The sequence below is a fragment of the Marinomonas transparens genome (assembly GCF_016463975.1).
GTDB classification, from domain to species: domain Bacteria; phylum Pseudomonadota; class Gammaproteobacteria; order Pseudomonadales; family Marinomonadaceae; genus Marinomonas; species Marinomonas transparens.
This window is the reverse complement of sequence record NZ_JAEMNX010000018.1, coordinates 98747-121704: the sequence shown is the minus strand read 5'-3', so window position 1 is coordinate 121704 and position 22958 is coordinate 98747. Positions and strand designations below refer to the sequence as shown.

21 protein-coding genes are annotated in these 22958 nt (G+C 44.6%); 8 read left to right on the top strand and 13 right to left on the bottom strand.

Going from position 1 to position 22958, the window contains the following annotated elements; genetic code table 11:
- Nucleotides 1–59: 59 nt before the first annotated feature.
- On the bottom strand, nucleotides 60–1307 hold the full coding sequence (locus I8J31_RS14490; protein ID WP_199469296.1) for a multidrug effflux MFS transporter: 1248 nt from the start codon (nucleotides 1305–1307) through the stop codon (nucleotides 60–62).
- 206 nt (nucleotides 1308–1513) lie between these two features.
- On the opposite strand from I8J31_RS14490, the gene I8J31_RS14485 reads away from it, so the two are divergent.
- Nucleotides 1514–2017: a hypothetical protein gene (locus tag I8J31_RS14485; protein ID WP_199469295.1), complete on the top strand. Its 504-nt coding sequence runs from the start codon at nucleotides 1514–1516 to the stop codon at nucleotides 2015–2017.
- Here the strand turns inward: I8J31_RS14485 and I8J31_RS21040 are convergent.
- The 4 genes from I8J31_RS21040 to dbpA form a co-directional block, all read right to left on the bottom strand.
- Nucleotides 2014–2148, bottom strand: a complete 135-nt coding sequence (locus tag I8J31_RS21040; protein ID WP_267905895.1) for a hypothetical protein — start codon at nucleotides 2146–2148, stop codon at nucleotides 2014–2016. The two genes, I8J31_RS14485 and I8J31_RS21040, sit on opposite strands and share 4 nt — an antisense overlap.
- A 112-nt stretch (nucleotides 2149–2260) precedes the next feature.
- Entirely contained in the window at nucleotides 2261–3565 is a 1305-nt protein-coding gene (guaD, locus tag I8J31_RS14480) for a guanine deaminase (RefSeq protein ID WP_199469294.1), read from the bottom strand.
- 88 nt (nucleotides 3566–3653) lie between these two features.
- Nucleotides 3654–4031 (bottom strand): VanZ family protein, encoded by a 378-nt coding sequence (locus I8J31_RS14475; RefSeq protein ID WP_199469293.1) that lies wholly within the window; start codon nucleotides 4029–4031, stop codon nucleotides 3654–3656.
- The gene (gene dbpA / locus I8J31_RS14470) at nucleotides 4031–5413 is read right to left on the bottom strand and encodes an ATP-dependent RNA helicase DbpA (protein ID WP_199469292.1); all 1383 of its coding nucleotides are present in this window, start codon (nucleotides 5411–5413) and stop codon (nucleotides 4031–4033) included. Before dbpA ends, I8J31_RS14475 begins: the two co-directional genes overlap by 1 nt.
- Before the next feature lie 180 nt (nucleotides 5414–5593).
- On the opposite strand from dbpA, the gene I8J31_RS14465 reads away from it, so the two are divergent.
- Nucleotides 5594–7963 (top strand): bifunctional diguanylate cyclase/phosphodiesterase, encoded by a 2370-nt coding sequence (locus tag I8J31_RS14465; RefSeq protein WP_199469291.1) that lies wholly within the window; start codon nucleotides 5594–5596, stop codon nucleotides 7961–7963.
- A 32-nt stretch (nucleotides 7964–7995) separates the two neighbouring features.
- On the opposite strand, the gene I8J31_RS14460 is transcribed toward I8J31_RS14465, so the two are convergent.
- From I8J31_RS14460 to I8J31_RS14435, 6 genes are read right to left on the bottom strand one after another with little or no spacing between them, the layout of a single operon-like run.
- Nucleotides 7996–8925: a LysR family transcriptional regulator gene (locus tag I8J31_RS14460; RefSeq protein WP_199469290.1), complete on the bottom strand. Its 930-nt coding sequence runs from the start codon at nucleotides 8923–8925 to the stop codon at nucleotides 7996–7998.
- A 40-nt stretch (nucleotides 8926–8965) separates the two neighbouring features.
- Entirely contained in the window at nucleotides 8966–9976 is a 1011-nt protein-coding gene (locus I8J31_RS14455) for an ABC transporter ATP-binding protein (protein ID WP_199469289.1), read from the bottom strand.
- Entirely contained in the window at nucleotides 9973–10977 is a 1005-nt protein-coding gene (locus I8J31_RS14450; RefSeq protein WP_199469288.1) for an ABC transporter ATP-binding protein, read from the bottom strand. Before I8J31_RS14450 ends, I8J31_RS14455 begins: the two co-directional genes overlap by 4 nt.
- Nucleotides 10977–11915, bottom strand: coding sequence for an ABC transporter permease (locus I8J31_RS14445; protein ID WP_199469287.1), 939 nt, complete (start codon nucleotides 11913–11915; stop codon nucleotides 10977–10979). Before I8J31_RS14445 ends, I8J31_RS14450 begins: the two co-directional genes overlap by 1 nt.
- A complete protein-coding gene (locus I8J31_RS14440; protein ID WP_199469286.1) occupies nucleotides 11912–12892 on the bottom strand; it encodes an ABC transporter permease in 981 nt (326 codons plus the stop codon). Before I8J31_RS14440 ends, I8J31_RS14445 begins: the two co-directional genes overlap by 4 nt.
- 60 nt (nucleotides 12893–12952) lie before the next feature.
- Nucleotides 12953–14482 carry an ABC transporter substrate-binding protein gene (locus I8J31_RS14435; protein WP_199469285.1) on the bottom strand — a complete coding sequence of 510 codons (1530 nt, stop codon included), beginning with the start codon at nucleotides 14480–14482 and terminating at the stop codon, nucleotides 12953–12955.
- Nucleotides 14483–14707: 225 nt separating this feature from the next.
- Between I8J31_RS14435 and I8J31_RS14430 the strand changes: the two genes are divergently transcribed.
- From I8J31_RS14430 to I8J31_RS14405, 6 genes are all read left to right on the top strand, one after another.
- A complete protein-coding gene (locus I8J31_RS14430) occupies nucleotides 14708–15307 on the top strand; it encodes an acyl carrier protein phosphodiesterase (protein ID WP_199469284.1) in 600 nt (199 codons plus the stop codon).
- A gap of 281 nt (nucleotides 15308–15588) precedes the next feature.
- Complete coding sequence (gene ylqF / locus I8J31_RS14425) at nucleotides 15589–16581, top strand: ribosome biogenesis GTPase YlqF (protein WP_199469283.1); 993 nt, start codon at nucleotides 15589–15591, stop codon at nucleotides 16579–16581.
- Nucleotides 16582–16592: 11 nt separating this feature from the next.
- On the top strand, nucleotides 16593–16973 hold the full coding sequence (locus I8J31_RS14420; protein ID WP_199469282.1) for a YacL family protein: 381 nt from the start codon (nucleotides 16593–16595) through the stop codon (nucleotides 16971–16973).
- Nucleotides 16974–17040: 67 nt separating this feature from the next.
- Nucleotides 17041–17649: a hypothetical protein gene (locus I8J31_RS14415; protein ID WP_199469281.1), complete on the top strand. Its 609-nt coding sequence runs from the start codon at nucleotides 17041–17043 to the stop codon at nucleotides 17647–17649.
- Nucleotides 17650–17773: 124 nt separating this feature from the next.
- Complete coding sequence (locus I8J31_RS14410) at nucleotides 17774–20122, top strand: fatty acid cis/trans isomerase (protein ID WP_199469280.1); 2349 nt, start codon at nucleotides 17774–17776, stop codon at nucleotides 20120–20122.
- A gap of 152 nt (nucleotides 20123–20274) precedes the next feature.
- A complete protein-coding gene (locus I8J31_RS14405; RefSeq protein WP_199469279.1) occupies nucleotides 20275–21258 on the top strand; it encodes an LLM class flavin-dependent oxidoreductase in 984 nt (327 codons plus the stop codon).
- A gap of 61 nt (nucleotides 21259–21319) precedes the next feature.
- Here I8J31_RS14405 and I8J31_RS14400 read toward each other — a convergent pair whose 3' ends face one another.
- A complete protein-coding gene (locus I8J31_RS14400) occupies nucleotides 21320–22246 on the bottom strand; it encodes a lysophospholipid acyltransferase family protein (RefSeq protein ID WP_199469278.1) in 927 nt (308 codons plus the stop codon).
- Nucleotides 22239–22949, bottom strand: coding sequence for a 3-deoxy-D-manno-octulosonic acid kinase (locus I8J31_RS14395; protein WP_199469277.1), 711 nt, complete (start codon nucleotides 22947–22949; stop codon nucleotides 22239–22241). Before I8J31_RS14395 ends, I8J31_RS14400 begins: the two co-directional genes overlap by 8 nt.
- Between the last annotated feature and the right edge of the window lie 9 nt (nucleotides 22950–22958).

The window sequence follows — 22958 nt, the reverse complement described above, 5'->3', positions numbered from 1 at the left end:
AACTAATTGTTATTTATATTAAATTCGTGGGGATCCCTCAGGATCTGACCCCTTTAACACTAAGCCGTTACGTTTTCTATTTCGCTAATTTCTTCAATGCGACCTTTTTCTGCCCAATAGATGAGGCATAAGGCAAGTGCCCCCATGATCATAAAGCCCGCTGAAACTGGGATGAGCGTGTTGTTGTACAGTTGGCCAATGACGGTGCCGATAACCATAGACATAATGGAAGATACTGAGCCAATGACGGCGGAAGCAATACCCGCTACGTGTCCCATTGGTTCCATTGCCAGTGAGTTGACATTGCCAAATAACAAGCCAAAAGCGAAGAACAAGATTGCCGCGTAAATTAGGAACATCCATAAGCTAATGCTGATAAAGGCATGTAGGGCAAGGAAAATAGCCGACGCAAATACCACGCTGACGATGGCACGAAAGGCGATGAATTTTGCGCCATATTTACCGACAAAACGTGCGTTTAATAGGGATGAGACGCCGAGTACTAAAGCCAGTAAGCCAAAGTAAACAGAGAACATGTTGCCCGTTTCAAATTGCACCTGAAAAATCTGTTGCGAAGAATTTAAGTAGCCAATAAAGCTACCAATGAACAAGCCCATGCATACCGTATAGCTGGCGGTGATGCGGTTCGTGAGCACCTCTTTAAAACCTTCATAGAAACCTTGTGTAGAAAACGCGATGCGATTTGTTTTGGGTAGGGTTTCTTTTAATCTGAGGACAATCCAAATAAAGATGAGAGCGCCATAGGCAAGGTACATTTCAAAAATGCCACGCCAGTCATCTGTTATAAACATGATGCCTTGTCCAAGAGAGGGCGCAATGGCAGGCACGAGGACAAATACCGTCATCACCAAAGACATGATGCGTGCCATTTGAGCACCATGGTACAGGTCGCGAACCAGAGAGATCGCAGAAATATAAGGGCCTGCAACACCGAGCCCTTGGATAAAGCGACCGAGCATTAAGGTTTCTAGGCTGGTGGCTTGGTAGCAAACGATTGTGCCTAGGGTGTACAGGGCAAGGCCCCCAAATAAAATTGGTCGACGACCAAGAGCATCCGATAACGGCCCGCAAATTAGCTGTCCAAGGGCCATGCCTAAGAACAACATGCTAATAAGTAGCTGTGGTTGATTGGCCGTTGTTGCGCCAAGTTCTTGGCCAATAATGCCCAGAGCTGGCAGCAAGGCATCAATGGATATTGCGGCAATGGACATAAGCAGTGCCACCAAAAGAGTAAATTCTTTTGCAGCCATGCCTGATGCGGAAGTGTTGTTGTGGGCGTTTTCCATTATTAACTTTATCCTAATAAAATGTTGAGAAGCAAAAGCAATGCTATAAGGTCGAATTATACTTAGGCTTTATGACGCATAGTTTATTGTTGTGTGCATGAAATGAGGAAGTGTAAAGGTAAGTGGTTTGACTTGGTACTTATCACTTTCTCTAGTTGATGATAAGGGTTAAATCCGTATTAAATTTAGGTTGTATTGGGGGCATCATGCATGACAGTGATAGGGAAAAAATAGAGCTTGAGCATCAGGCTGCTAAACTTTTCATGCGCTGCTATGAACGCAATACGGGTAAGCCTATTCGTCATATTTGGCACAACAATCCGATTCGTCCTGATGTATCTTGCATGTTAGAGGGGGAGCGTTTGGATTTAGAGATTGCTCACCTTTATGGTTCAGAAGAAGAGGCCATGGCGATTCTTGGGCGCGACCTCTCAGATAAAACACGAGCCACTTTACATGCCTTAAAAGACGAACCTGCTGACACTCGCTTACTGCAATCCTTAAATCGCATTCTGGAGATTAAAGCGACGAAAAAATATGACTCAGTGCGAGTGTGGCTAGTTATTCGTAATGCTCATCCAGCATGGAGTAAGGAAGATATTAAAGTGTTGGAGCACTTGATTAATATTCCACAGCCCCATGGTTTTGAAAAGGTATGGATTGTGGGTGACATGGAAGGAAAAAGTGGAATAGTGAGGATTTATCCTTAAGGCTTTTGGTGTTTTTTGGGCTTTGCTTTTAGCTGGTTATGCTTTTTGATGAGCATTAGGGCAATGCTCAATGCCGCAGTAATAAATAGAATGGCGATGATGCCGAGTGCTAAAACGAGTGTTTTTTCCACGGAAGACTCTTTTTAAGGTTGTATTTACAGTAGATTTGAAAACAGATACTAACAGAAATAGGAATCAAAAGCGGCTTAGGCATTAGCCGCTTTTTGTTATTTGGAAGCGAGCCTAGTCACGGCGATGAACACACAGCCCTGCAGAATAGGTCGCTTGTATGGCTCTGTCGTCTCCTATGGTCATGAAGACAAACAGGCTTTCTTCAATGTTTTTAGACAGTGCCAAGCGCGAATTTAATAAGGGGGTGGCTTTTTTGTCTAGGATGATGAAATCCGCTTCACTACCGACGGCTAGATTGCCGATTTTATCTTCTAAGCGAAGGGCTTTAGCACCACCTAGGGTAGACAAGTAAAGGGATTTTATTGGACTTAGGTTTTCATTTTGCAGTTGGATGACCTTGTAGGCTTCGTTCATGGTTTGCAGCATAGAGAAGCTGGTGCCGCCGCCGACGTCTGTCCCCATCCCTACATTGACCTTATGCTCTTCTGCTTTGCTGAGTTTGAATAAGCCGCTGCCGATGAAGAGGTTAGAGGTTGGGCAAAAGGATATGGCTGAGCCGGTTTCGTGGAGTCTATGGTATTCGTCATCACAAAGGTGGATGCCGTGGGCAAATACAGAGCGTTCGCTGAGTAGTTTGTGTTGGTCGTAAACATCTAAATAGTGAGTGCTTTTGGGAAACAGCTCTTGTACCCAAGCGCATTCGTCTTGGTTCTCTGATAAGTGGGTATGAAGATAAACGTCTTGATATTCGCTTAATAATTTACCTGCTAATTGCAGCTGCTCATCTGAGCTGGTTGGAGCAAAACGCGGTGTAATCGCATAGTGTAAGCGACCTTTGTTATGCCAAGTGTCTATCAGTTGTTTGCTTTCTTGGTAGCTGCTTTCTGGGGTGTCGGTGAGGTAATCTGGGGCGTTGCGGTCCATCATCACCTTGCCGCAAATCATTCTTAAGTTATGCACTTCACTGGCTTCAAAAAAAGCCTCGACCGAGACTTTATGCACTGTACCAAATACTAAAGCGGTAGTGGTGCCATTGCGTAATAGTTCTTTTAAAAAACGGTCCGCGACGTTTCTGGCGTGGGCTTTGTCGCTGAATTTGCTTTCTTCTGGAAAGGTGTAGGTATTTAGCCAAGTGAGCAGCTGTTCCCCGTAGGAACCAATCATGTCGGTTTGTGGGTAATGAATATGGGTATCGATAAAGCCCGGAGTGATGATCGCGTCTGGATGGTGTTCAATTTGCAAGTCATTGGGCAAGTTAGCGAGTAGTGTTGTGGCGTCACCTAGGGCGTGAATTTTGTCATTGTCGACGACCAGTAAACCGTCTTCAAAATAATCATAAGCGGCTTCGATGCCCACGTCTTTTGGGTCTGCGATGCAATGAACAATGGCGGCACGCCAGGCTTTTAAGTGGCTCATGGATTCTCTCTTAGGTGTCTTTCGTAAAGGTTTTTTCAAACACTGTTCTGACCGATCGGTTACACTTTAGCAGGTCTTTTCTGTGCTTTCATCTAGCCTTGTGCTTAGATTTGTTAAAGTGGTCAAAAAGCCCTTTGCCGAACAGTACCAAAACGACACCAAAAGTATCTGCATAAAAATCTAGCCATTCACCATAGCGATTCACATAGGGCTGAATAAGCTCAATCATGCCACCCCAAAAGACGATGAATGCTGCCATATAGAGAAAGCGGCGGGTTGGGCCGAAAGCACACATGAGCGCCCAGCCACCAAAGCCAAGGACGTGGTGCAGTTTATCTGAGCCCGGTGTAGGCGGTAGGTATTCGGCAGGGGAAAGGGTGGAGAGGCTAATAATGAATGCGCCAATGCAGAAACCGACAGCTTGTGCTGTCGGTGATTGGCAGAAGGTAAAAAAGCGTTGAATCATTAGCGTAAGATGCGAGCGCGGATATTTCGGCCTTTGATTTTTTTGTTTTCAAAGGCTTTGACAACGCTTTTTGCGACGCTGTTGTCGATGGAAACATAAGCATGAAAATCAAAGATATCGATTTTGCCCACTTGAGATTTGTCCAATCCAAGGCCTGCGGTTAATGCGCCTAGGATGTCCCCTGGACGGAGTTTGTTTTTACGGCCGGCATCAAAAGAGATGGTGGTTTTTTGTGGCACTAGGCGGTAATCCGGGTCGACGGCTTCAAGTTCGATGAAATTGGCTTGTATGGCAAAGCGGGTTTCGATATCACGGACTTTGTAATCGTCTTTCGAGGTGACTAGGTTAGCGGCAATACCTGCGGCGCCGGCCCGGCCCGTTCGACCAATACGGTGAGTATGAACATCGGTGTCGCGGGTGGTGTCATAGTTCACAATCAAATCCACTTCTTTCACGTCGATACCACGAGCCGCAACGTCTGTGGCAACTAGCACACAACTGCTTTGGTTACTAAAGCGTACTAATACTTGGTCACGTTGTCTTTGCTCCAGATCACCGTGAATAGCTTGGGCTGCCACTTTATGCTGATCTAGCCAGTCTGCGACTATTTGACATTCTGCTTTGGTGTTGCAGAAGACGATGGCTTGGCGTGGTTCAAAATGCTGCAAGGTGGCTAATAATGTGTCGCATTTGTCTTTGTTTTCACTGCGTATAAAGAATTGCTCAATATTAGGTTTAAGGTCTTCTTGTGCTTCTACCTTGATGGAGACTGGCTTATTTTGGAATTCGGCGCTTAAGGCTTCAATGGTATCGCCGTAGGTAGCAGAAAATAAAAGTGTTTGGCGATTTGCCGGTGTTAGCTCGACGACTTCACGAATACTGTCAACAAAACCCATATCAAGCATGCGGTCTGCTTCATCTAGTACTAGAGTATTAAGAGCACTTAGGCGTAACGTGCCTTTGCGTAGATGTTCCATTAATCGGCCTGGAGTACCAACCACAATATGTGCACCGTGTTCCAAGGAACCAATTTGTGGGCCAAAGGGCATACCGCCACATAGGCTTAGCACTTTGATGTTGTCTTGGAAGCGTGCCACTTTGCGAATTTCTTTGGACACCTGATCGGCGAGTTCTCGGGTTGGGCACATTACAAGTGCTTGTACACCAAAGAAACGAGGGTTGATTTTCAGTAGTAGACCAATGGCAAAGGCAATGGTTTTACCGCTACCCGTTTGCGCTTGAGCAAGTATGTCTTTGCCGTCAATGATGGCTGGCAAGCTTTGCTCTTGAATCGGGGTAAAAGCAGTGAATCCCATGTCTGCGAGTAATGCGGTGAGCTTAGTTGGCAGGATGGTATCTAGGGAGTGATGAAACTGGGTCACAAAAGGCCTGTCTATTTAGAGTCAATAATGGGCGCAGGATAACAGAAAAACGACACGAATACTTTTCTTCACGATTTATTCCGTGTCGGTGTTGGTATTTTTAGGTAGAGTAACTAAGAATATGCATATAAGGCGATTTAAGGATGTATTTTTTTGTTTAGAAAGATCGATGGGAAGAAAATGGTTTCTTCAGAAAAGCATACAAAAAGTCGAAAAATACATCTGATGATTTTTTTGCTGGTTTTTATCTGCGGAGTAATCATTAGTGCAGCTGTTTATTTAGAGGAACGTAAGCAGGTTCTAATAGACCAAAAGGCTTCTGGATATCAATTTACAGAAAAGCTGCAAGAAAATTTTAACGACTATGTTTCTGAACTGTCTGCAATGGCGGCCTTGATTCAGTTTGCCCCAAGAGAGATTATTCGCAGCGATTTTTCACGATTTGCTCGCACTCTCATGAGCACGCCAAGTGCGAATGTTTATTTTGCCCAATATGTTCCGGCAGATAAAAAAGACGAATACGAGCGACAGCAACGTGTGTTAACGGGGAGTGCTGGGTTCTCGATTTTTCCCGTTGGAGAGAGAGAAGAATATCTGCCGTTAACGCTAAGCTATCCAGAGATGGTTCCTTATGGTTTTGATATTTTATCTTCGCATTATCAGAATGTTGAGTCGGTTATTCGTTCACGTACGTCGCATACAGTACAATTATCAAAACCTATCGTTTTGCCTTTTCAAGATAAGTATTCCATCGCTAATCCAGATACCCTGATGTTAAAAATGCCAGTTTATTTACCGGCTGAGTTACGCTCTTATAAAGTCGTCGATAACATGGGTTTTTTTGGCATAGTTGGCGCTTATTTTACAGTAGAGCGGTTATTAAAGCAGGTGGTACTGCCTACTAATAATGGCCTAATTTATCGGATTGCCGATACGACCACTAAGAAGACAGACCCTATTTGGTTTGCGGATTCTCATATATTGGCTAAGGCTTCGTTTGCATCCGATGAATCGGTTTGGAAAGAGGGAGCATATAATACTCAGTATCTAAATTTTGCTGATCGTGAGTGGCGTATTGATACCCGTTATTTTTCTGATGTTTCGAGTTTCATTCGTTGGGACTTAGTGTTCGGACCTTTAGTATTTTTTGGTCTGCTTGCTTTCTTTTTAGCCCATTATGTTCGAAAGCTCTCTCAGGCTTATCTTTTGGCACTGAATTCCGCCAATAAACGCATTGAAGTGGATGAACTGACGGGGTTGTTGAGTCGCTATCAAATTCAACAGGTGTTGAGCGCTTTAATTGAGGACTGCCGAAAAGATAAAAAGCGCTTCGCGACTTTATTTCTAGATTTAGATCATTTTAAAACCATCAATGATGCGTTTGGGCATGAAACGGGGGACCAGCTTTTGGCTAAAGTCGCCCAGCGCTTAACTTCATTGCTACCTGATGACGTCAATATAGGTTATTTGGGTGGGGATACTTTTCTGGTCTTGGTTGTTTTGGATGAAGAACAAGATGAGAGTCAGCTTCATTCACTGGCTAAAGAAATTATTCTACAGATTAGTCAAAGTTATTTTGTTGAAGAGCGTACTCTCAATATAGGTTGCTCGATTGGTGTTGCCTTGTATCCTGAATTCGGTTTGGATGCGGTGACCTTGATTAAAAATGCGGATATGGCGGTGTATGAAGCCAAAACGGCAGGTCGTGCGACTTATCACTTTTATGATGGTGAAATGGGCAAACGCTTTGCCCGTAATGTCCGCATAGAAACTCGGTTACGCCAAGCCTTGCAAAATGATGTATTAGAGCTTCATTTTCAGCCTAAGGTCGATTTACTTAGCGAACGCTGTGTGGGTATGGAGGCGTTATTACGTTGGAATGATGAGGAACTTGGTGCGGTTTCTCCTGCTGAGTTTGTGCCGATTGCAGAACACACAGGCATCATTTTAGCTCTCGGTGATTGGGTATTTGAGCAGGCTTTCCGACATATTTTGGAATGGCAAGAACAAGGTGTGCAGGTTCCTCCTATTGCTATTAATTGCTCCGCGGCACAATTAAGACGCCCAGATTTTTTATCTAAATTGTTGGCTTTGTTAGACCAGTATAAAGTGGATCCAAGCCTTTTAGAGATCGAAGTGACTGAGTCTATTTTGATTAAGGACGCAGAGGGTTGCGCTGAGTTGTTACGTCAAATAAGTCGTCTTGGTATCAAACTGGCGATTGACGATTTTGGTACAGGTTATTCCAGTTTGAGTTACCTGAAAGATTTACCTTTTGATTATGTCAAAATAGATCAGGTATTTATTCGCGATATTATTGAAGATAAAAACCATGCCATTTTAACTAAGGCCATCATTGGTTTGAGTCATGACTTGAATCTAAAAGTGATTGCAGAGGGCATTACGAATATTGAACAGCTTATTTACTTGCAAGAGTTTGGTTGTGATATCGGCCAAGGTTACTTTTTCAGCAAAGCGTTAGGGGCCAATTCTATGAGCAGTGACCCCATGATAGTCGCGCTAAATGAGCAGGATGACAGCATCGATTAGGTGGCCTTTCCGGTTAGGGGCAGGTTTTACAATCAGCCTTGATAGCGCATTTTTGCTTTTAACGCGTCCCAAAATTGTGTGAGGTTGGGGTTTTGATTAAAGCGAGATCGATAGAGGCGTATTTCTAACGGAATGTGCCAGTTTTCTTCTCCTGCTAGGGCTACTTTGCCATAATTTAGTGTGTCCAGCATCAGGCGTTGTGGAATCCAGCCAATACCATAGCCTTCTTTGACCATGGCTTTGACGCTCACTGAGTGATAGTTTTCGGTGAGGGTTTGCAGCTGTGGAATTTCCCTTTGTCTTTGCAGATGATGTTGAATCACTGGCTGTAAGAAAGAGTTTTCGTAGTAACCTATGTAGGGCGTGGGCTTGCGCTTAATGCCGGGTAAGCTGTATTTTGCCTCTCCTGAGGCATCGGTGGCACTACAGGGAATTAAGGTTTCTTCCGCAATGACAATGTGCTCGTATTGTTCTTCATCGAGGGCGCGAATGAAGTTAATGGCTGGGTGCCAGTAACACAGCATAATGTCGCATTGTTTTTCCATCAAAGCGTTTACAAAATCAATCCCCAACCAAGAACTGGACTTCATATTGATGTCCATATTCATTTCAATGCTTTGGCAAAATGGTTCAATGACTTCTTTGTAAAAACTGAGAAAGAGCGTTTGGGTGGTGACGAAACGGATTTGAGACTCTTCCTGTTTGCGTATTTCTTGGCATCGTGCCTTGGTGTCTTTCAGTTGTCGCGTCATTAACTCAGCACTTTGTAGAAAAACTTCTCCCGCCGGTGTCAGCGACAAAGGCAGGGTATTGCGGTCAATGAGTGTGACGCGCATTTCTTCTTCGAGTAATTTTATGCGCCGACTAAAGGTCGGTTGGGTGACATTTTGCTCATCAGCGGCACGGGAAAAATGCCGTGTTCTTGCCAACGCAATAAAATCTTCAAGCCATCTTATTTCCATGATGCCCCCTTGTGTAACAAGGTAACAAGAAGAGAATAAATCATAAGCGACCCTCTTCAACAGCATGGCAGGCAACGCTGCTGGCATCGCTTTGCAGAATCATTTTTGGCGAGGATTCGTAGCAACGTTGGTTCGCGTAGGGGCAACGTGCTTGGAAAACACAGCCGATGGGCTTTTCTATTGGGGTTGGCACTTCACCGATCAAGCGAATAGGTTGTGCTGTGTTGCTATCTAACCTTGGAATCGCGGATAACAGTGCTTGAGTGTATGGGTGTTTGGGGTAATCAAATAACGTCGTGGTAGAAGCCAATTCGCAAACTCGACCTAGGTACATCACAGCCACTCTGGTCGCAAAGTGTTCGACTACGGCAAGGTCATGGGTAATGAATAGATAGCTGAGATTGCGCTCTTCTTGCTTGTCCATCATCAAGTTGAGTACTTGAGCTTGCACAGAGACGTCGAGAGCAGATAAGGGCTCATCGGCAACGATAAAGTCTGGTTCAACGGATAGAGCACGAGCTAGGCTGATTCTTTGACGTTGACCACCAGAGAATTCATGGGGGTAATGGTCTGAACTGGTTGCTGAAATACCCACGGATTCTAAAAGTACTTCAATCTGTTCGTCTATTTCATAGCGTGACAATTGCGGGTTATGGAAAGCAATGGGCTCACTGAGTGTTTGGTACACCGTCATTCTTGGGTTTAAAGAGGCGTAAGGGTTTTGGAAAACCATTTGCATACGGCGTCTAAAGAACATGCGTTCTTTATCATTAAGTTGGTCAATTCTTTGATCAAGGTAATATATTTCACCTGCGCTAGGGGGCGTTAAGCCCATGATAACACGGGCAAGAGTGGATTTACCGCAACCAGTTTCTCCTACTACGCATAAGGTTTCCCCTTGATTGATAGTGAGGTTGACGCCGTTTAAGGCATGCACATTGTCCTTGCGTCTTTTGATTTTTCCTTGCTGCAGACGCCATTGGTTTAGCCAGCTTTCATCAGTGCTAAAGGCTTTTTCTAGACCGCTGATTTGGATGAGAGGCGTGGTCATTCGTTCACCTCCTGATCAGACTGATCAGCAAACTCACTGAGCATATCTTCTACCATAAAACAGGCGACACTGGATTCGCCACTGTGAATAAAACCGGGTTGTTCTTGTTTACACCTTGGTGTGGCGTAGGGGCAGCGCGGATGAAAAGCGCAACCTGTTGGGCGTTCCGCTAAGGAAGGCATGTTGCCTTTAATTTGGTTAAGACGTTGCCCCGGTAACGTCATTTGCGGTAACGCATTTAACAATCCCTGAGTGTAGGGGTGCTGGGGGTCGTTAATGATTTCTAGGGTCGGGCCTTCTTCAACAACGCGTCCTGCATACATAACGAGAGTGCGCTCCGCTACTTTGGAGACCACACCAAGGTCATGACTTATCAGTACCAGAGCCACGCCGTTGTCACGGCAAATAGTCAGTAGCAGCTGGAGTATTTCGGCTTGGATGGTGACGTCCAATGCGGTTGTGGGTTCGTCCGCAATAATAATGTCTGGGTTGAGTAACAGCACCGAGGCAATAATGACCCGTTGGCGCATGCCGCCAGAAAGTTCATGGGGGTATTGGTAAAAACGTTTTTCGGCGGACGATATTTGTACGTGATGGAGTTTTTCTATGGCGATATTACGCGCGTCTTTATAGGAAATTTTGGTATGACTGCGAATGGTTTCAACCAGTTGGTCGCCAATGGTAATGACTGGGTTTAGGGTCATCATTGGGTCTTGAAAAATCATTGCAATGCGCTTGCCACGTACTTCTTGCAACTGGCGCAAGTTCATTGTGGTGAGTTCTTTGTTTTCTAGTTTGATGGAGCCAGATTCAATATGGCCGGGTTTGCCGATTAGGTTAACAATGGAGAAACCTAATACGGATTTACCGGCCCCAGACTCCCCAACAATGGCGATGCGTTCTCCGCGATTGAGGGTAAAGCTGATGTCAATGAGTGCCGCTAGATCTTGGTGTTTTAAGCGGAAGCTGACGTTTAGGTTACTGACACTAAGTAAATTCATTAGTCTTTGTAAACCCTTGGATTGAGGTGATCTCGTAACCAATCGCCGAGTAAGTTCATTACCAAAATCAATACAATTAAGGTAAGGCTAGGAATGACACAGATCCACCAAGAGCCAGCAAACATATAGCTAAAGCCAGCGGAAATAAGGGAGCCTAAAGAGGGCTCCGTCGCCGGCATGCCAAGGCCTAAAAAGGAAAGTGCGGCTTCGGCGACGATGGCATTGGCAATTTGCACGGTAAAGATAACCAATACGGGAGACAGGGTATTGGGCAAGATATGGCGAAACATGATGCGTTTTGAGCTAATACCCATCACGCGAGCAGCATCCACGTACTCTTTCTGCTTTTCTGCTAAGACAGAGGCTCGAATGGTGCGAGCAAACAGTGGCCATTCGGTTAGGCCTATGACCAAAATGAGTATGATCATCGCCAGTTGCTGATACATGGCAATGCCAAATAAAGATTGGAAGATAGCCAAAAAGACGATAGCCACCATCATGGTGGAAAAAGACAATTGGATGTCTGCACAGCGCATTAAAAAGTTGTCCACTCGCCCACCTGAGTAGCCAGCGACCAGTCCAATGCAAATCCCCAGTGTGGCTTGTATGAGCACAGCACAGACGCCAATCGTAAGGGAGAGTCGAGTGCCGTAAAGGATGACAGAAAGTAGGTCGCGGCCTTGGGCATCGGTGCCTAGTAGGAAGCGACTGTCGTTGCTAATCCAACTGGGGGCGATTTCTGCGTTCATTAGATCCATAAAGGCTGGGTCATTGATGTCAAAGGGCGCTACTAGCGGTGCCATCAAAGCAAATAAGCAGTAAAAGACAAAAATAACCAGCGACAGGACAGCCAGTTTGTCACCGATGAAACCGGACCAGATGTGGCTCCAGCGACTCACTGAGGTAGGATGGATAAGATCTTTTTTAAGGTGTCTCATAGGCCATGGCTCGCTAAGCGTACTGTAGGGTTAACCAAGCCATAGATTAGGTCAACGAGAGTATTGGTAATAACAAATAGACCACCTACAACAATCAGGTAGGCTGAGATAAGTGGTGTATCAACTCGACTCACCGCATCCATAAATAAGAAGCCCATGCCCGGCCACTGAAATATCGTTTCTGTGAGTATGGTGTAAGCAATGAGGGTTCCCGCCTGAATACCCCCAACGGTAATAATTGGCAGCATGGTGTTTTTTAGGGCGTGAAGAAAGTAGATACGTGGTGCAGATAAGCCTTTGGACCAAGCAAAGCGAATGTATTCAGATTGCAGTACTTCCATCATTTCCGCTCGAATTAAGCGCACAAAAACCGGCATTAAAGCAATGGTGAGCGTTAAGCTAGGAAGAATGAGGTGACTAAGGCCGTCCTTGTTGAACAGGCCGCTGTTCCATAGGCCTAATACTTCCGTTGTTTGTCCTCGGCCAAAGCTGGGAGCCATGTTTAATTTGACAGAAAACAGATAGACCAAAAAAATGGCGACAATGAAAACTGGCACAGAGAGACCGATGGAACTGAGTATCATAAGGAAGCGTGAAAAGAGATGTCTCGGCCTGATAGCAGCAATCACACCGCAGGGGGTTGCGACTAGGATAACAAGTATAATGGCGCAAAAGGCCAGTTCTAACGTGGCAGGTAATTTTTTTAGAATGACGTCGAGGGCGGGTTCTTTATAGTAGTAAGACATACCTAAATCGCCATGCACGACATTTTTTGCAAAGCGCCAATATTGGCTGATAAAACTATCATTTAAGCCAAGCTCTTCTCTGAGCTGTGCGCGTTCAGCAGGGGAGGCAGACATGCCAACCATTTGCTGTACAGGGTCGCCGAGTTTGCCTTGAATGGCAAAGCTGATCACACTGATGATGATCATTACAAAGCAGGCCTGCATCAAGCGGCGTAATAAAAAAACCAGCATTAGTCGGTCTTGTCCTCGGTGTTTTTTGTCTTTTTAAGGACAATAGATTGTTTAGCCTGATTAGTTTGCAATGACAATATCCCCCAAATAAGGGTAGTTTTGCGCGTTAACTATATCCTTAATATGAACCTTATCTTTGGCTGCCCAAGTTAGTGATTGCCAAAAAAGGGGCACAATAGGCGCATCATTATGTAAGGTTCGCTCAATCTGTTGCATCAGGCGAATGCGTTTTTCCGGATTCATTTCGCGATTAGCCTGATGAATGTCACTGTCAATACTGGGGTTGCAGTATTCGCTTGCGTTGTAAGCACCTAGCCCTGTTTTAGGGTTCGGACAAGCAATAATAAATTCAAATAAGTTATTGGAGTCTTCGGTGTCTGACTGCCAACCTAGCATCATAATATCGGCACTGCGATCATCAAATTCTTTGAAGTATTGAGCTTTAGGTAAGGTTTTCAGTTCTACTTTGATATGTATTTTGGCCAACATAGCCGCGATGGCTTGGGCGACTTTTTCGTCATTCATATAACGGTTGTTTGGTGCCATCATGCTGATGCGAAAGCCTTTTTCGTATCCTGCGTCTTTCATTAGTTGTAAGGCTTTGGCTAAATCATACTCAGGCTTTAAATCGCTAATATGGCCTAGGAAGTTATCAGGGCTGAGTTGTTCCGCGGGCGTGGCGTAGCCTTTGAGGATTTTTTCCACGATAAGCTTTTGATTGATCGCAAGGTTAATGGCTTTTCGCACTCTGATATCTTGTAGTTCCTTGCGGCGCTTTTGGTTCATATGCAGCAATAAAATACGGCCGCTTGCTAATGTGACAACTTGTATTCCTTGGGCTTTTTTAGCTTGGGCTATGTCGATAGGCGAAATGGGGAAAATAAAGTCTACGTCGCCTGAAAGCAGAGCAGCTAGTCTTGTTGAATCGGAACGTATGGGGGTGATGACGACTTTATCAACATTGCCCTTTGATTTTTTATCCCAATAATTGGGGTTACGGTCTAATACCATTTGAGAACCTAGCTCTCTTGTTGTGACGATAAAAGGGCCTGTTCCTGATACGTTACGAGAAGCAAAGGTATCGCCGTATTTGATGATTTGATCATTACCTTGGTAAAACGCTTCATCCATTGGAAAGACATAGGTCATGATGTTGAGTAGTAAGGGGTTAGGGTAAGTGGAATGCACATCTATGGTGGTGCTATCGATAATGGAGACCGACTTTATGGCATCAAACATGGCTCGAAAGTCCGGTGAGTTTTTTAATCTCCTAATCGTATAAACAACGTCTTCTGCGGTGAGTGCGTTGCCGGTATGAAATTTGACATCGTTGCGTAAAAAGAAACGCATGGTTAATGAGTCTATTTGTTGCCAATGGGTTGCAAGGCGTGGCTCGAAATGACCATCTTGTTTCCAGCGCAATAAAGGGTCAAAGGCTAGATGTGAGAACTGTAGAGTGCCTTCTGAAAGTTGCTCGTGAGGGTCTAATGAAACGGGATCCGCATCAAAGGCCATTTTAAGTGTGGTGCCTGTTGCTGGGTTCCAGAGTGTTAGGGCCAGAAAAACGAATAGAATGGCCTTTATTTTCATTATTGGATGCCTCTTATACTAATTGCATGTATGACGGTGTTGAGCGTATGTTTTTCTAGTATTTATGGTGAGCAAGCATCCATTCTACATAAATCTTGACCATATAGTTGACTGAGCATTTTTGCAAAAAAATCAACAAAAAGACAGCGAGCTAATGCTTTTAATCGTTAGGGGGAATATTCTGTTTTATCACCATACGCGTTTGCTTTAGCTTTATAGGTAGTTATGAACTATTTTGCGCACCTTCATATTGCTTCTCTTACTCAGACTTCTTGGGTAGGGAATTTGCTTGGTGACTTTCCGGTTGATAGTAAGATGTTAGATGTGGACTTGCTTGAAGGCTGGCGTTTACACCAACAGGTTGATGTAATGGTGGATAATCATGCTGCCAGTTTAGCCTTCCGTGCTTTTCCGAGGAAAGGTCGTCGGCGCTTTTCAGGGATAGTGCAAGACATTGTGATGGACTATTGGTTAATACAGTACTGGCAGGATTTTAGTCGGGTATCCTTGCCTGTTTTTTGCGATCAGGCAGTGGCCGGTTTATTAGTGGATGTTGATCGTAGTCCAGAACGTTTAAAAGGCATGATTAAATCGTTAGAAAAGTATAATTGGCTACCTAATCTAGGTACCCATGAGGGTGTAGAAAAAGCCATATTGTCCATCATGCGCCGTTGGCGACATGGTCAATATTTACAAGCTTTTGTTGATGATTTGCCAGACGTTATTCAGCAGGGGGAACAAACGTTTTTAAGCTTATACCCAGATGTCTTGGATTTTGTTGCACTGCAAACGAAAAAAGCCGAGGCCACACACAGCCTCGGCTAATGGACTTATTCAGTCCGATCGAGAGAATTGTTAAACAAATTCGAGCATGGTGCAGAAGCCTCGCCTAAACTTGCCTAACCAGAAAAAGTATAGACTTATCAGAGGATAAGACATTGATCTAGGTCAGCGAGCAGTGGCCTTCTGTTTCTATAATTTGGATAGCTTCTAGTTACTTACGATTAGAGTATAGGTTCTTGGTATGGGATTTCCCCAATTGTGATGGCAACTTGTGGTAGACTTCGCACCCGCGAAAAACTTGTAGTATTAGAGAGGTAATTAGGGTGAGCGTTCAGTGGTATCCAGGGCACATGAACAAGGCGCGTCGAGAGATCGAGGAAGTCATGACGCAGGTCGATGTTGTCATCGAAGTATTGGATGCGCGTATTCCTGACTCAAGCCAGAACCCTATGCTGAATACTTTGCGTGGTGAAGTGCCTGTACTTCGCTTATTAAATAAAAAAGACCTTGCTGATAGTGTTCGCCTTGATTTGTGGCTAGCCCATTGGCGTGGTAACGACTCTGTACTTGCTTATCCGTTTTCTACTTTAGATAAAGCCGATGTGGCTAAGGTTAGTCAGTGGGTGAGTCAGTTGGTCCCCCATCGAGGCAGTGCTGAAAAGCCGATCCGTGCCATGATTGCGGGTATTCCTAATGTGGGTAAGTCAAGTTTGATGAATGCCTTGCTAGGGCGCCGTGTCGCAAAAGTAGGGGATGAGCCTGCGGTGACTAAGTCGCAACAAAAATTGAAAGTGACGAATGGTTTCCAACTGTTAGACACGCCGGGTATCTTATGGCCAAAAATTGAAAATCCGGATGCCAGTTATCGCTTGGCCGTCACCGGAGCCGTTCGTGATACCGCGATTGATTATGAAGATGTGGCTTTGGCCGGATTAAGGTTCTTTCTCAGAAACTACCCTGATGCTTTGGTGACCCGCTATAAGTTAAAAGAAGTGTCTGTTGAAGCGTATGACGTATTGCGAGTGATTGGTTCAAAGCGAGGTGCATTGCGTTCCGGTGGTAAGGTCGATATGCATAAAGCCGCAGAAGTATTTTTAAATGACGTAAGAACGGGAGCGATTGGACCCTACGTTATGGAAACGCCAGAGATGATTGCACATGAAGAGCGTTTGGTGGAAGAAGCGAAAGCCAAAAAAGAAGCCGAAAGGCAGGCTAGATTAAACGCCGCTATTCCCCAGCGACAACAGGAAAAAAATCGTGCTTATCGGAATCAGAAAGCGCAACATCAAGATGAGAATATTAATGAGCAAAAGTGAGGTTCAAGGTCATGGATTATGAAATAGCCTTTGATCAGGACGAAAATCTTTATCGTATTAGCACGGGTTATGAATTTGCTGCGATTGGCGAGTGGGTGTCTGAGTATGTTCGAGACTTAGAGAATATTCAGCGTGTACTGCTTGCTGCCCGTTTGGCGGAAATTGAGAAAGAAGTGACCCAGTTCAAACATGGGCCGTTTGAGGTTATTATCAGTGAAGAAGGTGTGGCGGTCACTCGTTTGGTAGATATGGATGCTGCTGACGAAGAAATAAAAGCCATGTTTGATTCGCAAGAGAGCTTTTATCAAACCTCAACGGATGGTATTCAAGCCGAATGTGGCTTAGAAGATCTTGTTGGTCTGATTGAAGATTGGCATCAAGTTCTACAGTAGTTGTTCCTTGCGCTGGCTGAGTTTACACTAGCGCTTGTTTATTTTTTGACGCTTTTAGGGAGCCGATATGCTCATCGAATTGGAAAAAGCCCGCACGCGAAATAATGTCGTTCGCATTTTTCGTGAAGAATTGGACGGACCAGAGAGTTGGACGGACGGTTTTGTTGTGGCTGCGAATGAAGAGATGGTACTACTCCAATTAGTAGATGACAGTGTGCGTTTAAATGGCTACCAAGTGCTTTTTTTGGAAGACATTAGCGATTTTGCCCACCCTGCTCCTTTTAATGATTTTCAAAAGAAGGTCTTGGCACTTCGCGGTGAGAAAGTCGTTGATCCAGAGGTTGATCTGGATGACTTAGCTGTTTTGCTGATTGACATTAGTGAAGAGTTTGGTTTGGTGACTTTACATCGTGAAGAGGTTGAGCCCGACAGTTGTGAGATTGGTCGTGTTGTTCGTGCTGATGCGGTGACCTATGAACTTGAAGAAATAGGATCAGATGCCCGTTGGTTTGACGATACTTTTGAATACGACCTTTATGATATTACCCGCATTGAATTTGGTGGGGCTTATGAAGATGCTCTGTTACTGGCTAATGATGATATGGGTGATAACGCTTATGAATTATCGGACGATTACGAAGAAGAATTTGATGTTGTTGAAGAACTAGATAAATAAACCTTAGCTTTTCGCTTCTGTCTAAAAACGCCTTTATAGGCGTTTTTTTATTTCTGCGAGCTTGTATAGTTGAAAGGCTTGGTTGATTTAAATACAGTCTAAAATTAAAGGTATAGGAATTTTTATGTCACGGTGGCTGACAATTATTGGCGTGGTTTTGTTGATTTCTGGTTGTGCTGTCTATGCAAGTCATCAGTTAGATGTGGTGTTTGGCTCGGAATCGCCAGCGAACCGAGTTAGCGATGTCAGTGACCAAGATGCTAAGTTTTATAATGATCAAGTGCGGCCCATTTTAGATAGCCGATGTGTTTCGTGTCATGCCTGCTACGATGCTCCCTGTCAGTTGAAGCTAACGGCCTCAGCTGGGCTTGAAAGGGGGGGATCTAAAGACCTTGTCTACGATGGTACGCGTTTATTAGCTTCTTCCCCATCTCGCTTATTTATCGACGCAAAGACTACGGAAGAGTGGCGAACGAAAGGCTTTCACCCCGTTCTTAATGAACGTGACCAAACCCCTGAGGCAAATTTACAGGGCAGCTTATTGTACCGTGCTATTGCGTTGCGTAATAAGCAAGGTGCTTTTACGACTCCGGTATTGTCTGATGATTACGATTTTTCTCTTGCTCGAGATCAGCAATGTCCTAGTATCGAGGAGTATCAGAGCTTCGAAAAAAAATACGCAAAATGGGGTATGCCCTATGGCCTGCCAGCGTTAAGCACCGAAGAATATAATGTGCTGACTCGCTGGTTGGCAAAGGGCGGAAAGATGCCGAAAGCGCAGCCTTTACCACAAGATCTTCAGGATCAGGTTCGCTTGTGGGAGTCACGTCTGAATGGTAAAGGCTTAAAAGGGCGTTTGATATCCCGTTATATATACGAGCATCTTTATTTGTATAGCTTGTATTTGGAGGATGGAGAAGAACATCGTTTTCAGTTGGTAAGATCAAAAACGCCATCAGGCCAACCTATTGAACGCATTGCTACTCGCCGCCCTTATGATCCTCCTGGTGTTGATCATGTTTATTATCGACTGTGGGCTGATCCGGAAGTGAAGGTTCAAAAGAATCATATTCCACTGCGTTTGGATGAAGCCCGTTATGCGCGTTGGCAGTCCTACTTTTACGCTGAAGAATACAGGGTGACGCGAGATCCTGGTTATGATCGCGAGGTGGCAACGAATCCATTCAAAGCGTTTCGTGAAATACCTGCCAATGCTCGTTATCACTTCTTATTAGATCATGCTCAAAAAACCATCATGGCTTTTATTAAGGGGCCTGTGTGTCGTGGTCAAGTGGCGGTGAATGTGATTAATGAGCAATTCTGGGTTTATTTCGTTAATCCTGAGGTGGTTTATAACAAGGGGTCTGCTGATTTGTTAGAGGGGCAGGTTCAGCATTTGGATTTGCCTGCGGAGAGTTCTAGTAACACTTTGCCGCTTGCCTCATGGGTGCGCTTTTCTGAGCAGCAGAAATCCTATTTGTCTGCCAAAGCTAAGTTAATTGAAAATGAAGCTGGTAAGACGATTCCCCTAGATTTGAGCTTGATTTGGGACGGTTATGGTACGAATAAGAATGCGGCCTTAACCATATTTAGACACTTTGATAATGCCTCTGTGGTTAAGGGGATGGTTGGTCAGCACCCTAAAACGGCATGGCTGATCGATTACCCTTTACTTGAGCGTATTCATTATTTGCTGGTGGCGGGGTTTGATGTGTACGGTAATGTGGGTCATCAATTAGTGACGCGCTTGTACATGGATTTTCTACGGATGGAAGGCGAGATGAATTTTCTGTTGTTATTACCCAAAGAGGATAGGGCATCGATTCGTCAGTATTGGTATCGTAAGGCCAATCAGAGTATCAAAGACTATATTTTTAGCGATTATATGAAGGTGAATATCCAGACTCAGGTTGAATACACTACTGATGACCCTCAGGCTGAGCTGTATGAAAAGCTGAGAGAGCATTTATCTAAAGTGTTAGATCACGGTTACGATCTAGAGCAAAGTAAATTGCCACAGCAATATATTTTGGCATTGCAGAAGCTACAAAGGATACGTGGTGGCGGACTGGAGTTTTTACCTAATACGGCACTGGTTTTGGTGACAAAGCAGGGTGTTCCAGAAGAAGTTATTAGCCTAATACACAATAAAGCCCATGCGAATATATCCAGTTTATTGGATGAAGCTGGTGCCAGATTACCTAATGAAGATGGCATCACATTGGCGAAAGGAGTATTAGGCGATTATCCCAATGTGCTGATGCAAGTTGAAGAAGGTGAGTTGATTGATTGGGCTGAACAAGTCGCATCATTGAAGACTCGTGATGATTATAAAGCGCTGATTGATAACTTTGGCATTCGCCGTACTCATCCTAATTTTTGGTTTGTTAGTGATGCCATTGCTAATCTGAATAAGCAAGATAGGCCGAGGGAGGGCGGTATTCTTGATTATAATCGTTTAGAAAATAGATAAGAAACCTTCGCACGACTGCTTTGCTCGCGACTTCGTGCAAAGGTCTCGATAAGTAAAGCTTAGTTTTTGAATATTGAAATAAGGCGTTGAAGCTTGTATCTCAATAAATATGCCTCAAATAATAAGAATCTTTCTTACTGATGGATGTCCTCATGATACCTGTTTCTATTCTCGACTTAGCACCTGTTGGTGATGGTTATTCTGTTGCCGAATCGCTTGCAACGAGCCGTACCATGGCGCTGGCAGCGGAAGAATATAATTACCATCGATTTTGGTTGGCGGAGCATCATGGCATGGTGGGGGTGGCGAGTTCTGCCACGGCGGTGGTGCTCTCTCATTTAGGCGCTGCAACCTCTAAGATACGTTTAGGTTCGGGTGGGATTATGTTGCCGAACCATTCTCCTTTGGTGATTGCTGAGCAATTTGGCACACTCGCAGAGCTGTATCCAAAGCGTATTGATCTTGGGTTGGGTCGTGCACCGGGCACGGACATGCAAACCGCGAGGGCGTTGCGCCGAAATATGAACGCCTCAGTGGATCAATACCCAGATGATGTGTTGCAGTTGCAGCGTCTGTTAGGCGAAGGTGATCAGGGGGTTATTGCAACGCCTGGACACGGAACTCATGTGCCGATTTGGATGTTGGGCTCGAGTTTATACAGTGCTCAAGTGGCGGCGGAATTTGGCTTGCCTTATTCTTTCGCTTCTCATTTTGCCCCCGACCAATTGCTTGAAGCCTTTACTCTGTATCGCCGATATTTTAAAGCCTCAGAACAAAATGCTAAACCCTATACTATGGCTGGCGTGATGCTGGTGGTGGCGGATACCGATGAAGAAGCTGAATATTTATTTACATCAGCCCAGCAGCAGTTTGTGAATTTACGTCGTAACCGAAATTTTCCTTTCCCGGCACCGGTAAAATCTATGGACGATATTTGGTCGCCGAGTGAAAAGCATATGGTGGAGCACATGTTGCAATACGCTATGGTAGGCTCAAAAGCTTCTGTGAAATTTAAGCTGAGTCGCTTTATGGAATTGACAGAGGTTGATGAATTGATTGTTTCTATGCCGATTCATGATCCTGAGGCTAGGTTAAAATCACTTAAGCTAATGGCGGAAGTGCGCGATAGTATTTAGCAAAGCAACGGAGTGAAATGAATAAGCCGCAGAAGGTGACTGCCTTTTGCGGCTTATTATTTTATTTGTTGTAAGGAGAGGGGGCACCTTCTATTGGCTGGGTTTTAAAGCGGCGATGGGACCAGAAATACTGTGCTTTTTTAGGCTCAATAACGGCTTCCATTAGCTCATTTATTCTAGTGGCATTGTCGACGTCGTCTTGGCTTGGATAGTTTTCGACTTCGGTCAGGCTTAAGTGATAGCCATTGTCTGTTCTGCCGTAATCATAAAGCACGACTGGTGCATTGGTCATCTTTGCGATGCGTCCAATATGGGCGATGGTGGCGCATTGGCGCCCGTAAAATGGCGCAAATACCGAGTTTTTTCGACCATAGTCTTGATCGACGGCATACCAGACGGCTTTATTTTGCTTGAGCGATTTTAGTACTTCTCGCATATTGGTGCGTTCGATGGTCTTGGAAAAAATGGCCTGACGTTGACGTTCCATGACCCAGTTCATCACTGGGTTTGTCTGTAACTTATAAATGGGGTGAACATCAAGAAAGCGTGCCATTTGCCCACCACAAATATCGAGAGAGGAAAAGTGTCCGCTGATTAATATGCAGCCCCGTCCTTCAGCCAGTACCTTGTCAATCACTTCTTGCCCTTCAAAGGTGGTTCTTGATTGGAATTTTTTCTGCTCTTGGAACCAAGAGGCGAAGGTTTCAAGTGTGCCTTTTCCCATGCTTTCAAAATGGGCTTTGGTAAGAGCTTGACGTTCTTTGTCGCTCATATCGGGGTAACAAATTTTTAGGTTTACATCACATATGTGACGTCGTCTTTTGGCAATTGAATGAAGTAATCGACCAATGTGCTTACCTAATCCTTGTTGTAGTGACCAAGGTAAAAAACTTAATAAATAAGCGATGCCCATCGCGCACCAAGAAAACCAGTGTTTTGGCCCAAGAAATTGAGTAATGCTTGTATCTAGAGTACTTTTTTTAGCCACGGTAGCCTTCCAAAAAAGCGCGCCACTGCGCGTCAGAGACATTGAATTGTGAATGCAGTGTAGACTCTTTATCTAAAGAGCGTTTAAATCTATCGATGTTAGCTTGCATCCATTTTTCGTTTTTTGTTCTTTGCTCACACTTATCAAAGTCAATGACCCAGACCTTATTCGCGTGATCGATCATGATGTTGTGACAGTTTAAGTCTGAGTGATAAATACCCTTATCATGGAACTTCTTAATTACTTGTCCTATTTCTTGCCAATTTAATTGCCCACTGTTTCCAGCTTTGATGAGCTCGAAAAGGTCTTGAGCCTTGTCGATTGTTTCGGTTAAGAGCTCAGCTTGATAAAAGCCTTTTTCACGGGTATAAATGCCACCGATAGGGCGAGGTACGGGTAAGTCCAGTGAGCGCATATGTTCCAGTAAGCTTAGTTCAAGCCATGGGCGAGTCTGTTTTAATCCAGTGAATAGAAAATGTCTTTTATTGAGTTTGGCGATTAGCCCTCCACGACGATAACGGCGCATCACAAAGCGCCCAAATTGGCTGTTAATAAACCAGACTTCGCCTCTACCACTTCCAGTGCCTGCTAAGGCTTGTTGTTGCTGCCAAAAATCAGGCTCAAACCATGAAGCTGTGATCGCTAAGTTCGTATCACTTTTTAACAAGGTGGTATTAGAAGTGATTATTGTTGCTTGTGGCATAGGGCTCGC

Excerpts from the sequence above, each read along its gene's own strand:
- I8J31_RS14490 (WP_199469296.1), bottom strand. The coding sequence starts at position 1,307 with ATGGAAAACGCCCACAACAACACTTCCGCATCAGGCATGGCTGCAAAA.
- I8J31_RS14485 (WP_199469295.1), top strand. The coding sequence starts at position 1,514 with ATGCATGACAGTGATAGGGAAAAAATAGAGCTTGAGCATCAGGCTGCT.
- guaD (WP_199469294.1), bottom strand. The coding sequence starts at position 3,565 with ATGAGCCACTTAAAAGCCTGGCGTGCCGCCATTGTTCATTGCATCGCA.
- I8J31_RS14475 (WP_199469293.1), bottom strand. The coding sequence starts at position 4,031 with ATGATTCAACGCTTTTTTACCTTCTGCCAATCACCGACAGCACAAGCT.
- I8J31_RS14465 (WP_199469291.1), top strand. The coding sequence starts at position 5,594 with ATGGTTTCTTCAGAAAAGCATACAAAAAGTCGAAAAATACATCTGATG.
- I8J31_RS14460 (WP_199469290.1), bottom strand. The coding sequence starts at position 8,925 with ATGGAAATAAGATGGCTTGAAGATTTTATTGCGTTGGCAAGAACACGG.
- I8J31_RS14455 (WP_199469289.1), bottom strand. The coding sequence starts at position 9,976 with ATGACCACGCCTCTCATCCAAATCAGCGGTCTAGAAAAAGCCTTTAGC.
- I8J31_RS14450 (WP_199469288.1), bottom strand. The coding sequence starts at position 10,977 with ATGAATTTACTTAGTGTCAGTAACCTAAACGTCAGCTTCCGCTTAAAA.
- I8J31_RS14445 (WP_199469287.1), bottom strand. The coding sequence starts at position 11,915 with ATGAGACACCTTAAAAAAGATCTTATCCATCCTACCTCAGTGAGTCGC.
- I8J31_RS14440 (WP_199469286.1), bottom strand. The coding sequence starts at position 12,892 with ATGCTGGTTTTTTTATTACGCCGCTTGATGCAGGCCTGCTTTGTAATG.
- I8J31_RS14435 (WP_199469285.1), bottom strand. The coding sequence starts at position 14,482 with ATGAAAATAAAGGCCATTCTATTCGTTTTTCTGGCCCTAACACTCTGG.
- I8J31_RS14430 (WP_199469284.1), top strand. The coding sequence starts at position 14,708 with ATGAACTATTTTGCGCACCTTCATATTGCTTCTCTTACTCAGACTTCT.
- I8J31_RS14420 (WP_199469282.1), top strand. The coding sequence starts at position 16,593 with ATGGATTATGAAATAGCCTTTGATCAGGACGAAAATCTTTATCGTATT.
- I8J31_RS14415 (WP_199469281.1), top strand. The coding sequence starts at position 17,041 with ATGCTCATCGAATTGGAAAAAGCCCGCACGCGAAATAATGTCGTTCGC.
- I8J31_RS14410 (WP_199469280.1), top strand. The coding sequence starts at position 17,774 with ATGTCACGGTGGCTGACAATTATTGGCGTGGTTTTGTTGATTTCTGGT.
- I8J31_RS14405 (WP_199469279.1), top strand. The coding sequence starts at position 20,275 with ATGATACCTGTTTCTATTCTCGACTTAGCACCTGTTGGTGATGGTTAT.
- I8J31_RS14395 (WP_199469277.1), bottom strand. The coding sequence starts at position 22,949 with ATGCCACAAGCAACAATAATCACTTCTAATACCACCTTGTTAAAAAGT.